This is a genomic window from Sedimenticola selenatireducens, from assembly GCF_963675335.2.
GTDB lineage: Bacteria > Pseudomonadota > Gammaproteobacteria > Chromatiales > Chromatiaceae > Sedimenticola > Sedimenticola selenatireducens.
Genome location: NZ_CAXXYC010000003.1, coordinates 554,571 through 567,955, shown reverse-complemented (window position 1 = coordinate 567,955; position 13,385 = coordinate 554,571). Strand labels below are relative to the sequence as shown.

13 protein-coding genes are annotated in these 13,385 nt (G+C 58.5%); 11 read left to right on the top strand and 2 right to left on the bottom strand.

The window, feature by feature from the left end; genetic code table 11:
* Window position 1 precedes the first annotated feature (1 nt).
* Window positions 2-379 (top strand): hypothetical protein, encoded by a 378-nt coding sequence (locus ACHZBF_RS06395; protein WP_029133015.1) that lies wholly within the window; start codon window positions 2-4, stop codon window positions 377-379.
* 50 nt (window positions 380-429) lie between these two features.
* Here the strand turns inward: ACHZBF_RS06395 and ACHZBF_RS06390 are convergent, their stop codons facing one another.
* Window positions 430-1,497, bottom strand: a complete 1,068-nt coding sequence (locus ACHZBF_RS06390; protein WP_394707551.1) for a lipid A deacylase LpxR family protein — start codon at window positions 1,495-1,497, stop codon at window positions 430-432.
* 319 nt (window positions 1,498-1,816) lie between these two features.
* Here ACHZBF_RS06390 and ACHZBF_RS06385 point away from each other — a divergent pair, with 319 nt between their 5' ends.
* The 6 genes from ACHZBF_RS06385 (at window position 1,817) to ACHZBF_RS06360 (ending at window position 8,025) form a co-directional block, all read left to right on the top strand.
* Window positions 1,817-2,620 carry an outer membrane lipoprotein-sorting protein gene (locus tag ACHZBF_RS06385; RefSeq protein WP_321527969.1) on the top strand — a complete coding sequence of 268 codons (804 nt, stop codon included), beginning with the start codon at window positions 1,817-1,819 and terminating at the stop codon, window positions 2,618-2,620.
* A 9-nt stretch (window positions 2,621-2,629) separates the two neighbouring features.
* Window positions 2,630-3,949: an ABC transporter permease gene (locus ACHZBF_RS06380; protein WP_029133012.1), complete on the top strand. Its 1,320-nt coding sequence runs from the start codon at window positions 2,630-2,632 to the stop codon at window positions 3,947-3,949.
* The gene (locus ACHZBF_RS06375) at window positions 3,946-5,223 is read left to right on the top strand and encodes an ABC transporter permease (protein WP_321527968.1); all 1,278 of its coding nucleotides are present in this window, start codon (window positions 3,946-3,948) and stop codon (window positions 5,221-5,223) included. The genes ACHZBF_RS06380 and ACHZBF_RS06375 overlap by 4 nt, the downstream gene beginning before the upstream one ends.
* Window positions 5,220-5,969, top strand: a complete 750-nt coding sequence (locus ACHZBF_RS06370) for an ABC transporter ATP-binding protein (RefSeq protein ID WP_321527967.1) — start codon at window positions 5,220-5,222, stop codon at window positions 5,967-5,969. The genes ACHZBF_RS06375 and ACHZBF_RS06370 overlap by 4 nt, the downstream gene beginning before the upstream one ends.
* Complete coding sequence (locus tag ACHZBF_RS06365) at window positions 5,953-7,173, top strand: hypothetical protein (protein ID WP_321527966.1); 1,221 nt, start codon at window positions 5,953-5,955, stop codon at window positions 7,171-7,173. Before ACHZBF_RS06370 ends, ACHZBF_RS06365 begins: the two co-directional genes overlap by 17 nt.
* Before the next feature lie 162 nt (window positions 7,174-7,335).
* The gene (locus ACHZBF_RS06360; protein ID WP_321527965.1) at window positions 7,336-8,025 is read left to right on the top strand and encodes a sulfite exporter TauE/SafE family protein; all 690 of its coding nucleotides are present in this window, start codon (window positions 7,336-7,338) and stop codon (window positions 8,023-8,025) included.
* 66 nt (window positions 8,026-8,091) lie between these two features.
* Here ACHZBF_RS06360 and ACHZBF_RS06355 read toward each other — a convergent pair whose 3' ends face one another.
* A complete protein-coding gene (locus ACHZBF_RS06355; RefSeq protein WP_321527964.1) occupies window positions 8,092-8,604 on the bottom strand; it encodes a hypothetical protein in 513 nt (170 codons plus the stop codon).
* A 315-nt stretch (window positions 8,605-8,919) separates the two neighbouring features.
* Between ACHZBF_RS06355 and ACHZBF_RS06350 the strand changes: the two genes are divergently transcribed.
* From ACHZBF_RS06350 to ACHZBF_RS06335, 4 genes are all read left to right on the top strand, one after another.
* Window positions 8,920-10,857: a sigma-54-dependent Fis family transcriptional regulator gene (locus ACHZBF_RS06350; RefSeq protein ID WP_321527963.1), complete on the top strand. Its 1,938-nt coding sequence runs from the start codon at window positions 8,920-8,922 to the stop codon at window positions 10,855-10,857.
* Between the two features lie 70 nt (window positions 10,858-10,927).
* A complete protein-coding gene (locus ACHZBF_RS06345; protein WP_321527962.1) occupies window positions 10,928-11,425 on the top strand; it encodes a 6-pyruvoyl trahydropterin synthase family protein in 498 nt (165 codons plus the stop codon).
* Window positions 11,418-11,969 carry a flavoprotein gene (locus tag ACHZBF_RS06340; protein WP_321527961.1) on the top strand — a complete coding sequence of 184 codons (552 nt, stop codon included), beginning with the start codon at window positions 11,418-11,420 and terminating at the stop codon, window positions 11,967-11,969. Before ACHZBF_RS06345 ends, ACHZBF_RS06340 begins: the two co-directional genes overlap by 8 nt.
* Window positions 11,945-13,357, top strand: coding sequence for a DUF6513 domain-containing protein (locus ACHZBF_RS06335; RefSeq protein ID WP_321527960.1), 1,413 nt, complete (start codon window positions 11,945-11,947; stop codon window positions 13,355-13,357). Before ACHZBF_RS06340 ends, ACHZBF_RS06335 begins: the two co-directional genes overlap by 25 nt.
* Window positions 13,358-13,385: the final 28 nt, after the last annotated feature.

The following is a 13,385-nucleotide window of genomic DNA, read 5'->3' as shown; positions in this document are numbered from 1 at the left end:
CGTGCCTTATTCGCTCACTTTTCAGGAAAGGGATGGCTATCTTCGAGTAGAGGGGAGAGGAGACAGAACCACAGGTGATCCGGTCAAAAACGGCAGGGCTATTGTGGACAGAGTGGCCATGAAATGCAGGGAGGCCGGATACACCCGGATCATGCTGGTCTCCCACCTCACGGGAGCCTATCCACCTTTTGCAAACTTCCAGGTGGTAACTGCCCTGGAGCAGCTGGGGATTCCGAAGGAGTGGAAAATGGCCTACGTTAACCTGGACCCCAAGAGTCACAAGGCCGTGCTGTTCAGCGAAACCATGGCAGTCAAAAAAGGCTTTCAAGCCCGGGTATTTGACAATGAGCAGGAGGCTTGCAACTGGTTGAATAGCTGACAAGGATTAAGCTGTCACCTCTGCAATGGGTAGCCCGGACAGAGTCCCATTCAGTACGGTACAAAAAATGATACATTGATGGCCCCGAACTGTACGTTATCGTCCTGTCCCTTGAACTCCCGGCTGCGCCAGACATTGCTGATGGCAAAGCGGATATTCTGGATATGATAGGCGAAACCAAACTGCACATCGGCCACCAAAGGTTTTTTGTTCACGCTGTGACTGTCCCTGAAGGTGTTGCCATCGAGGAAGATGTTGCGGGCCACGGCACGCCCCTCAACCCCGGCAAAAAAATACCAGTTGGCCTTGTCAGACGGCCGGATGTAGGGAACCCCGGGGAAACCGGGTCGAATATTCGGCGGCGCGATATCGTTGCGCAGTCCCTTGCCCAGACGCAGCATCATGCCACCACCGGCATAGGTATAGACATTACCCAGGGTGCCCACCAGATGGGGTGAGGTTTCAAACTCCAGGCCGCCACCCACTGGGTGGAAATATTGCCAGCGACGGGTGTAGGTCAGCAGAATCCCGAGTTCATCCTGGAGCTGATTGTCCCAACCGTTGGGTTTATCAACACCGATCAGGTCATGAAATCCCCGCTGAATATCTTCTGCCTGGGAACTGGGTCCGACGATGCCCACGGTGATGCCCAGTATGTTACCCACCTGCAGATTGGGTTCATCCACATAGCGAGACATCAGGTTGGCACTACCGTACAGCCAGCCGGCGTATGGCCGGTCGTCGGTGATCAATGTACTGCGCTCGGTATCCTGCGGGGTGAAGATCTTCTGACCGACGGAATACTGCACGGCACTGACATCACCAGTGTGGAAGAAAGGCAGTCCCTGACCCAGCCGGGTCAACCAGCCCGGAGGACGCTTCAGGGAGAGATAGGAGATCTCGGTGCCGTGACTGTAAAACCGGTCATCACCACTGCCCCAGAGGTCATTCTCGAACTGGATACTCCAGAAACCGCCATCTTTCAGTTTTTCAAGAGGCGTGGCGGCTTCTGCGCCAGATGACACCAAACCGATAAAAACCAGGGTCATCAGATAAATCAGTCGGAATACAATCCCGCTCCCGGATAGTCCAACAGGCATCTTTGGCACGTTTCTCACTGATTCCCCCTCTCCTTTCAATACCTATGAAACAGTAGCCCAGGCTGGTCGGTTTATCCATTCAAGCTGTTATTGCTTTGGCTCGGACAGTCACCGGTAGACCGCCATAAAATATATCAAAAGCCGCAGTGTAGCCTGGAAATCTGCAGATTTTGATTAGTCGGGATTAATTCCGGTCATCTATTATGCTCAGGAATCAACAGACAGTATGATGGCATGGAGATAATCAGGGGCGGCAACACTTCCGTTTACCACGCGGATAGGCGCAATTCACCGGTGATGAACGTCCCCGTCCATTTTGTAAAGAGGTGATGCGACAATGATTAAGCTCATGCACTACCATCGGGTCGGCCGAATTCACCCGGTGAAGCACCGGAACCTGCTCCGGACCTTCATACTACTGCTATTCATTTTTACAGCCACCCCGGCAACGGCCATCGAGGTGGATGAACTGATCCGGCACATTGACCGGCTATGGCGTGGCGAGACCTCCCAGGCAACCATGTCCATGGCGGTCAGGACCGAGCGCTATGCGCGCACCATGACCATGGAGGCCTGGTCACGGGGGAAGGATTACTCGCTGGTGATCATCCGTGAACCGGTCAAGGACCGCGGCATCGCCACCCTGAAAGTGGAGGACAACATCTGGAACTACCTGCCGAAGATCAACCGGGTCACCAAGGTCCCCTCCAGCATGATGTCCGGCTCCTGGATGGGCAGCCACTTCACCAACGATGACCTGGTCAAGGAGAGCACCTTTGAAGACGATTACGATGCCAGCATCAGTTTCGAGGGCGAACGCGACGGACAACAGATCTATGAGTTGACCTTCATACCCAAACCGGATGCCGCCGTGGTCTGGGGCAAGGTGATGATGATGATCGAGCAGACCTCCCTGGCCCCCTACAAGGCGCTCTACTATGACGAAGAGGGTCTGTTGATTCGCACCATGACCATGGATCAGACACAATTGATCGATGGCCGCACCATTCCCATGCGTATGCGTCTGCAACCGGAAGACAAGCCGGAAGAATCGACGGAAATCGTCTACCAGGAGATTACCTTCGGTGTACCGCTGGAAACGTCCTTCTTCTCCCTGCAGACCCTCAAGCGACGCCGCTAGACAGCCGCCATGAAGCATTCAGACCAACTGCACGCTGACGCCAGCCGCCTGCCCATGCTGCTGTTCATCGCCTGGCGCAATATCTGGCGCAGTCCGGTGCGCAGCATCCTGACCATTGGCGCACTGGCCGGCGGGCTGGTGATGGTGATCCTCTACGCCGCGATGATGGAGGGGATGATCCGCCAGATGGTACACCAGGCCACGGCGATCTCGATCGGCCATCTGCAGATACATCGCCAGGCCTATGTGGACGATCAGGACCTGTATGCCACCCTGCCCTGGTCCTACCTGGACACAATCGCCGGGGTGTTCCCCGAAATCAGCCTGGCGCCCCGCCTTTACGCCTCCGGCCTGGCCAGTACGGCGGAGACCTCCACCGGGGTGCTGATCAAGGCGGTCGATCCGGCGCGTGAACCGCAGGTCACCCGGATGCTGCAACAGGTACGCCAGGGTAAGATGGACCTGGGGCCCGCCGACGACAGCCAGGATGGCCTTCCCCGCAACAACCTGGTGATCGGTGCCCAGCTGGCGAAAAACATGAAGCTGCAACCGGGCAGCGAACTGGTGCTGGTCACCCAGGCCGCCGACGGCAGCATCGGCAACGCCCTGTACCGGGTGGCGGCGATACTCAAGCCACTGGAGCCGAACTTCGACCGCATGGGTGTACTGATGTCGATCGCGGCCTACCAGCAGTTGATGTATCTCACAGATGGTTTCCATGAACTAGTGATCCGGCTTGATGACGCCACTGATCTCGGGGTGATGCAGGCGGAACTGGATGCTGAACTGAAAAAGCTGGTCAGCGAGCAGCCGCTGGATGAGCTGGGCGGCACCCCCGTGGTGCGCAACTGGCGCCAGCTGACGCCGATGGTGGCCGACATGCTGGAGATCAGCAAGACCATCACCTTCTTTGTCGGATTCATTGTCATCGCCCTGGCCTCAATGGGCATGCTCAATACCATGCTGATGGCGGTGCATGAGCGGACCCACGAGTTCGGCATCCTGCTGGCGATCGGCATGAAACGGCGCTGGCTGCTGCTGATGGTGCTGCTGGAGTCGTTTTTCCTGGGTCTGGTTTCGGCGCTGACCGGCGTACTGCTGGGTATCGGCGTGATCGGGCTGTTCGGTGAACGCGGTATCGACTTCAGTGGCATGCTGCCCGACGGCTACGACTGGGGCGGCATCGTGTTTGAACCCTACATGAAACTCCACCTGGAACCGCTGGACCTGCTGCTGGCCTGTCTGCTGATGCTGGTGATCACCCTGCTCGCCTCGCTGCTCCCGGCCTGGCGCACGGTACGTCTCAGACCGGCCGAGGTGATGCGATGAACCGGCTACACAGCCATCTGCCGCTCGGCATGCTGGTGATGCTGTCGTGGCGCAATATCTGGCGTCACCGAAGGCGCACCCTGATCACCCTCAGCTCCATCGCCATCGGCTTCGCCCTGGCCGTACTGATGATCGGCCTCAATGACGGCGCCCACAACTCGATGATCCGCAATGCCATCAAGCTGGGTGAGGGTCATCTGACGGTGCAGCCGCGCGGTTATATCGAGGCCCCGGCGAACCACAAATACCTGACCGATGGGACGACGCTGCAGGAGAAGATCGGCAGTCTCGATGTCGCGGGACGGATAGAGCCGCGGATCTCGCTGCAGATCCTGGCCAGCACCGCCAGCAACTCGGTGGGCGCCGGGCTGGAAGGACTCAGTCCGCTGGGTGATCAGCGCGCCGACCTGCTGCGACCACAACTGGTGGACGGCACCTGGATCGAGCCGGGCGACCAGCGCGGCATCCTCATCGGCGACGGCATGGCGGGTAAGCTCAAGGCCAAGATCGGCAGCAAGGTGGTGCTGATGGCCGGCAAACAGGGGGGCGACTCCCAGGCGCAACTGGGCCGGGTGCGGGGCATTTTTGACTCCAGGGTGGATGAGCTGGATGATTACCTGATACTCAGTGATATTCAGCTTGCCCGGCGCTTCCTGGAAGGTGAAGGGGCCGATCCGGCCCTCCAGCCGATCACCCGTTTCGCCCTGTTCCTGGACGACCCGGACAGCCTGCCGGAGTGGAAGGCAGAGTTGAAAGCGGCGGTTGAAAACGACCAGGTAGTGGTACTGGACTGGCGCGAGATGATGCCGCAACTGGTGCAGTTCATCATGGTCGACGATACCGGCAACTACATCTTTCTGGTGCTGATACTGATCATGGTGGTGTTCGGTATTCTCAATACTGTGCTGATGAGCGTGCTGGAGCGCACCCGCGAGTTCGGCCTGCTGCGGGCGCTCGGCATCAGCCGCTATCACCTGCTGTGGCTGGTGTTCTGCGAGTCCCTGCTGCTCAGCCTGCTGGCGGTGGGCATTGGCTGGATAGTGGCCGGCGCCGTGCATCTCTGGTTTGCCAGCCACGGCATCGACATGGCCGCCCTGATGGGTGGCAGTACCGAAATGATGGGCACCTTCATGGACCCGGTGATCTATACCGAACTCTCCGGTGAGCGCGTGCTTCAACTCACCCTGCTGATTTTTGCCGCCACCCTGGGCAGCGGTATCTATCCGGCCATCAAGGCGTCCCGGGTGACGCCGGTGGAGGCACTGCGCACATGACAACAATTGACAACGACAGCGCCGGGAAAACGGCTGTGGCACTACTGACGCTGCAAGGCGTGGACAAGATCTATCGTCAGGGCGAACTGGAAGTGCGGGCACTGCAGGAGATCGACCTGACCGTGCGGGAAGGCGAGTTTGCCGCACTGGTCGGTCCCTCCGGTTCCGGCAAAACCACCCTGCTGAATATCATCGGCGGACTGGACGCGCCCAGTCATGGCAGCATCCAGCTCAATGGCACCTCAATCACCACCCTGAAGGAGGCCGAGTTGTCAGACTTTCGCCTGTTTCAGCTCGGCTTTGTGTTTCAGGCCTACAACCTGGTGCCGGTCCTGAGCGCCCTGGAAAACGTCGAGCTGGTGATGGTGCTTCAGGGCCGCGATGTGCGGGAGCGCCGGGAGCGCGCCGAACACTACCTGAAGCTGGTAGGGTTGGAAAAAGTGCTGCAGCGCCGCCCCGCGGCGCTCAGTGGCGGCCAGCAGCAGCGGGTGGCCGTGGCCCGCGCCTTGGCAGCAGGGCCCCGCCTGGTACTGGCCGACGAGCCGACCGCCAATCTCGATTCGGAGAACGCCACCGCGCTGCTCGACATCATGCATCGTCTCTCCCACGAGGAAAAAACCACCTTTATCTTCTCCACCCACGACCGGCGGGTGATGGAGCGGGCCGAGCGCATCATCACCCTGCGTGATGGGAAAATTGTCAGCGACAAGCATATCGGGCAGGAGTCCCATGAGCAGATGGCCTAGCACTTGCCTGCTGACGGCGCTGTTGCTGCCGCTCAGCGCCACGCACGCGGTGGAGCTGACCGGGCGCCTCTCCCTGCTCGGCAGCGCCGCGCGGGCGGAACGGGGCGATGCCGGTTATAACCCGCTGGACAACGACACCCTGACCACTGACCAGCAGAGCCTGCGCCTGATGCTGGAGGGCGCCAACGGCAACCGCGAGTGGTCGCTGCATCTGAAAACCGCCCGCCAGCACGCCAGCGGCATGGCGCTCGGCGGACGACACTCCAGCGATCTGTTCCGTTATCGCGAACTCGCCGGCGACTGGCATCATGAAACCGACGGCGACCACACCACGCGGATCGGCTACACCCTGGACCGCGCCGCCTACAAGCTGCGCTTCGACGATCTGACCCTGGGAATCGGGCGTCAGCCGGTGGACTGGGGCAGCGGCCGATTCTGGCAGCCGCTGAATGTGTTCGGCGCCTTCGCCCCCACCGACCTGGACACCGACTTCAAGCCGGGCATCGATGCGGCCGTGCTGGAGTGGTATCCCTCCCCCTTCTCCTCACTGACGGCGGTGCATGCCTTCTCCCCCAACGGCAGTGACGGGATCAAGGACAGCAGTGCACTCTATCTGCGCAGCCAGATCGGCGAGCGCTCCGAGTTCGCGCTGCTGGCCGGCCATGTCATCGGCAACGAGATTGTCGGCGCATCCTTCGAAAGTGACTGGGCCGGGCTGGGCTGGCGCGTCGAGGCGGCACACTACCACCTGGAGCAGAGCGGTAAAACGGCCGTTTTCTGGATTGCCGGTGTCGACTACCAGTTCGAGGAAGGCACCTTCCTCGGGATCGAATGGTATGACCACGGGTTGGGAGCCACCCATCAGGCCACACTCTCCGCACTGCCCTCCGAACGGCTGGTGGCCTACGGGTTGCAGCCGCAACTCGGGCGACGTGTACTCGGCATCACCCTGGAGCGGGATATCACGCCGCTGTTGCGAGGCAGTTACCTGCTGCTGTTCAGTCCACTCGGCGAGAGCGATGTGCAACTGGGCAACTCCACCCTGCACCAGGTCAATCTCACCTACTCGGTGAGCAACGAGTCGGACCTGTTATTGTCACTGCAGTATGCCAGCGGCAGGGGGCTGGATCAGCAGGCCGATCCCCGATCCGAGTTCGGCCACTTGCCCACCAGCCTGACGCTGCGTTTCCGCACCTATTTCTGAATTTGTTTCATTCCACCACACCCGGAGAGGATTTAATCTGTAGAGGCCCGCCCCGGGCCGAATTCGCGGCGAGGGCGCCGCTCCTACTGGACGGGGCGGAAATTAACAGGACAGTAATACCGCTAAAAACCGCTGCGAATCTGGTATCCTTCTGACCCACGTATGGAATCACTACTCCCCTATTTCAGCGCCTTTATTGTCGGTCTGCTCGGCGGCGTCCACTGCATCGGCATGTGCGGCGGCATTGTCAGCGCCCTCACCTTCGGGCTGCCAGAGACGAGTCGCGGATCGGTCACAGCACAGCTCCCGTTCCAGCTCGCCTATAACCTGGGACGCCTGATCAGTTATGTCATTGCCGGCGCCATCATGGGTGGCCTGGGTGTGTTACTGGCCGGCATGCTACCCATGCAGATGGCACAACAGGCACTGCTGATGCTGGCCGGGCTGTTCATGATCCTGCTGGGGTTCTATCTGGCCGGTTGGTGGATGGTGCTGAACCGGGTTGAACGGCTCGGCGGCGTGTTATGGCGCCGGCTTGAACCGATGAGTCGCCAGTTGATGCCGGTACGTTCACCGACCCGGGCTTTTGCCATCGGCATGCTCTGGGGCTGGGTACCGTGCGGACTGGTCTATACCATGCTGATCAACGCGGTCTCATCGGGTGGCGCATTGCAGGGAGCGGGACTGATGTTCGCCTTTGCCCTCGGCACCCTGCCCAATCTTTTGGCAATCGGCTTGCTGGCTGGCGCCGCCGCGCGACTGGCCCGTTCGCAAACGGCCCGCCGAGTGGCCGGCATCACGGTCATGCTGTTCGGGATCTACACCCTGTGGAGTGCGATTCGATTGGGGTGAGGGACGAACCCACATCATGGTTGGATGGAAATACGCTGGGGTTCGCAAGCTCACCCCAACCTACGGCTACTCCTCGATCACTCGAATATCGGGATTGGGATAGCGCTCGATCATCTTATTTGGCAGCTTGTGCTGGGTTGCCTGGTGCAGGGCATCCGATTCCATCAGGATCAACACCAGCACGGTCACCATCACCGGCAGTACACCAGCCCCACCTATCATGGCCATCACCGCCACCTCTTTCATGCCGAAATAGGTAAATCCCACCCAGCCGAGGAAGGCGATAAAACCAAATACCGACAAGGTCAGGATAAAGGCGCGGCTGCGCCCCGCACAGAGTTGCCAGTGGCACATCACGAACCAGGAATCGATGGCTTTTGAACGCCTGGCCCGCCACAAGGTATAGCCAAGCAGGAGAATGGAAACGACAGGCACCAGGGCGAGCGGCTGCCAGTAGGAACGCACCAGCCCCAGAGAGGCGATAAACCAGAGGATGTGATTGCCCACGAGATTGGTGAGAAAAATCTCATGCGGCACCTTGGCCTTTTTACTCTCCTGATCACTGACCTCAAACTTCATAACCACTCCCGTTTTCAAGCGTCACAAAATAGCACTTGTAGGAACAGAATGCATTAGCGCCATGTCGTCTCACCGGTGTGTTTCCCCATGTAGTTTGAGTGGAAATAGACTGGCAAATTTACCGATTCGAATATGACCACCGCATAATTTAAAGCACATCCTCTGATATGGGTAATTCTTGGTCTGGCGTACAGAAAAAAGACCCCTGTGCAATAAACCCATCTTCAAACAGCATTTGCAATGAACATTCATTCTATGCTAATTAACAGGCAGTGCAGTATCCACATTTTTTCTACGGCCACGGGATATATTTGGATGGAATTCAGCACGAATAAAGCACACGGTGGTCTGGTCACGTCAACCGTTCGCGGATGCGGAACACACGCGACACCCGTCACTGATTGCATTGTCCAATCCTGGAAACGCTGTCTGGATGAGTATGACCTTGATCCGGAACGACGCCCGGAACCCGTGCTTGTCGACCGGTCAGACCTCAAGGAACGACAGGAAAAATCCTGCCGACTGGTGGAGATCGCCCGCTCAGAGATGACCAATCTCTATCAGCAGGTCGCCGGGTCGGGACATTCGATCCTGCTGACCGACCACGACGGTGTTGTTCTTAATTATGTGGGTGACCCCATGTTCACCAGCACCGCGGTCAAGACTGCCCTGCAAACGGGCGCGGTCTGGAGTGAAAAGACCCAGGGTACTAATGGTATGGGAACCTGCCTGGTGGAGAAGCGCCCGCTGATTATCCACCAGGACGAACACTTTTTTACCAAGAACACGCGCCTCACCTGCTCTGCCGCACCCATCTTTGATCCCACCGGCGAACTGGTGGCGGTACTGGACGCCTCGGGTGAATCAAGGCAGGCGCAACAGCACACCATGGTGCTGGTCAACATGTCCGCGCAACTGATTGAGAACCGGATATTTCTCTGCAAAATGCGCGATAACTATATCCTGCGTTTTCACAGCCGTCCGGAGTTCATCAGCACCCTCGGTGAAGGGGTTATCGCCTTCGACGAAACAGGTCGCATTCAGGCGGCCAATCGCAGTGCCCTGTTCCAACTCGACATGAAAGACATTATCGGCCGCCCCTTTGAAGAACTGTTTAACCTGCGCACCAACAACGCACTCGGCAATGCGCACAATCAGGCCATGGTGCCGCTGCCACTGCGGGATGCCAGCCAGGGTAGACGCTTCTACGCGAGTTTCCAGCCACCGAACCCTGATATAAGCGCTAAACGTCAGCCAGCCCGATCAGCGCGGGCCTTTGTACCGGAAGCGGTTACTGAAGCACCGACACTGGAAGGGCTGGAGTTTGGCGACAATCGCATGCGTCACAATATCGAACGGGCGAAAAAACTGCTCGAACTCGACATCCCCTTCATTCTGCTTGGAGAGACAGGCACCGGCAAGGATGTCTTCGCTAACGCGGTACATAAAACCAGCAGCCGGGCAAGCAAGCCGTTTGTGGCGGTCAACTGTGCCTCGCTGCCAGAGACACTGATCGAGAGCGAGCTGTTTGGTTACCGGCCCGGTGCATTTACCGGGGCGAGCAAAGAGGGTTCCCGAGGCAAGATCGCACAAGCCCACGGTGGCACGCTGTTTCTTGATGAGATCGGCGACATGCCGTTACATCTGCAGGCGCGTCTGCTGCGGGTGCTGGAGGAGCGGGAAGTCATACCGCTGGGTAGCGAAACCCCTATCAAGGTGGATATACGTCTGATCAGCGCAACCCACCAGAATCTTCAGCTGCAGATTGAGGACGGCAGTTTCCGCGAAGATCTTTTCTACCGGCTGAACGGTATCAGCCTGCAGATGCCACCCCTGCGTGACCGGGAAGATCGACGCGCCCTGATTCAACATATCATGAAGCTGGAATCAGCGGGTCAGGATACCGTCATCATTGCGGACGAGGCACTGGATGCGCTGGAACACTATGAGTGGCCGGGGAATATGCGACAGCTGCGCAATATCATGCGCACACTCATTGGCCTTTGTGACAACAACAGCATCGGACTGGACGACCTGCCAGAAGAGATATTCTGCGACTGCGGAGACGATGCAGGTGAACCAAGACAGCGCGCGCGGCCCAGTAACCCACTGGATATCGCCGAGCGTGATGCCATCATCCGGGAACTGGAGGCGGCCCACTGGAATGTCACGCGGGTTGCCACGAAATTGAACATCAGCCGTAACACTCTGTACCGGAAAATGAAGCGCTACGATATAAAACCGCCCCGCTAGCCGACAACTCCCCGGTTGGCCCGAGCCTTGCAGTCTGCAGGCAACGAGTCAACACGCAGGATACCGGGACATGAGCCATTTTGCAGTGCGCGTACACCCAGGCGAACTCCATTTCAACGCCGCGCACTTCATCACCTTCAATGGGAGCTGCGAAAATATCCACGGCCACAACTTCCATCTGCAACTGGAGGCGCGCGGGGAGAACACCCGGGATGCCTTCGTCATCGATTTTGTTCTGCTGAACAAGCTGGCTGCCAGGATCTGCGCGGAACTGCATGACGGCGTGTTGATACCAACCGAAAGCGACGAGATTACGCTGACTGAACGGGAAGACGACATGCTGGAAATCCGCAGCTATGACAAGCGCTTTATCCTGAGCCGCGCAAGCTGCATTCTGCTGCCGATAACCAATACCACGGCAGAGATGCTTGCTTACCATATCAGCAACCGCCTCATCGACGCCCTGCATGCGCACCAGGGGCTTGGCAATCTGCAGACACTGGAAGTGGCCGTCGAAGAGGCCGATCAACAATGGGGCATCTATCAGCGGGAGATCATCCATGACTGATACCGGCCGCACGGCCTGGGCCATTACCGGCTCGGGACATTATCTTAAAGAGTGTCTGCAGCTGGCGGAGCGACTCCCGGCGGTCGATCTGTTTCTCAGTAAAGCGGCCGCCGAAGTACTCCAGGTCTACGGCCTTCCGGTCAAGCAACTGAAACAGCGCTTCCGCATTTTTCACGACAACACAGCCAGTGCATCGCCGGTGGGGCTTTTCTATGAAGGGGTATACAAGCAACTGATCGTGGCACCAGCCACTTCCAACAGCGTGGCGAAGATGGTTTACGGCATATCCGACTCACTGGTTACCAATGTCTATGCCCAGGCCGGCAAATGCCGTATACCCAGCATCGTATTTGCCTGTGATGCGGCGCCGGAAATGGAGACAGAGGCACCCGGCGGAACCGTCATGGTCTATCCACGCCGCATCGACCTGGAAAACACTCGCCGGCTGATGGATTTCGAATATACCCGGGTGGTAACCGGTCTACAGTCACTCGAGGATGCCCTCGACCTACCCGCGCCATGTCAGAACATCTCCTCTTTCTGACCGGGTCACTGGCCGAGGCCAGCCTGAGGCAGGTGCTGCACGCGATGGCACCAACCCCCGTAACCTGGGAAGTACGGCCACTCAAAATCAAGGTAGCGGCGCTGTTGACCGGTGAGATGATCAAACGCCAGTTGGCAGATACCGGAAACGCCAGCCGGGTGGTGATCCCTGGTCGCTGTCGCGGCGACCTGGAAGGACTGAGTGAACACTATGGCACCCCATTTCAGCGTGGACCGGATGAATTGCGCGATCTGCCGGAATGGCTGGGACAGGCAGGCCAACCGGCCGATCTGAGTCAGCACGATGTATTGATTTTTGCCGAGATCGTGGATGCCCCCAACCTGACTCCGGCCTCCATACTCCATCAGGCTGAACTGTTTCGCCAGGATGGCGCCGATATCATTGATCTGGGCTGTCTTCCTGACCAGCCGTTTCCGCATCTGGCGGAGAGTGTGCGACTGCTCAAGTCGGAAGGATTCAGGGTAAGCGTAGACTCCCACCGGGACGAGGAACTGCTGGCCGGTGGCCAGGCAGGTGCCGACTATCTGCTCAGCTTGACCGAACAGACGCTGTGGATTGCCGATGAAGTGGCTGCCACACCCATTCTGATCCCCTATACCGCGGGCGATCTGGAGAGCCTGCAGCGCGCATGGGAGACGCTCGATTCGAAAGGAAGAAGCTGCTTCATTGACCCTATACTCGACCCCATCCACTTTGGATTCACCGAATCCGTTGTGCGCTATCACGAGGCACGAAGACGTCTCCCCGACGCACCCATGATGATGGGTGTAGGCAATCTGACCGAGCTTACCGAAGCGGACACCAGCGGCATCAATGCCCTGCTGTTTGGCATCATATCCGAGTTGCATGTCGGGGCCGTGCTGACCACCGCAGTAAGCCCCCATTGCAGATCGGCGATACGCGAGGCCGACCTCTCACGGCGCATCATGTATCGGTCCAGGGCAGACCGCACCTTGCCGAAACGCCTGCATGGCGGGCTCAGTAACCGACATGAACGTAATCCGTTTCCCTATGATTCGGCGGAAATCAGCAGTGCGGCCAATCGGGTTAAAGACCGTAACTTTCGCATACAGGTCAACCAGCAAGGCATACACATCTACAATCGGGATGCATTGCACCAGGCCGTTGATCCGTTTGACCTGTTTCCCCACCTGGGAGTGGAAGAGGATGGCAGTCACGCCTTTTACCTCGGCGTTGAGCTGGCGCGTGCCCAGATTGCCCTGCAACTGGGTAAACGCTATACCCAGGACCAGATGCTCGACTGGGGCGTGGCGACCCCGCCAACGGAAGAGAATCTGTTGGAATATGCCAAACCCGGCAGTACCAAGCAGGGTCGAAAACCGTTGACAAAAAAAGGCACCAAGTGAGATTGGCCCAGCTTTTGCTCCCGTCTGC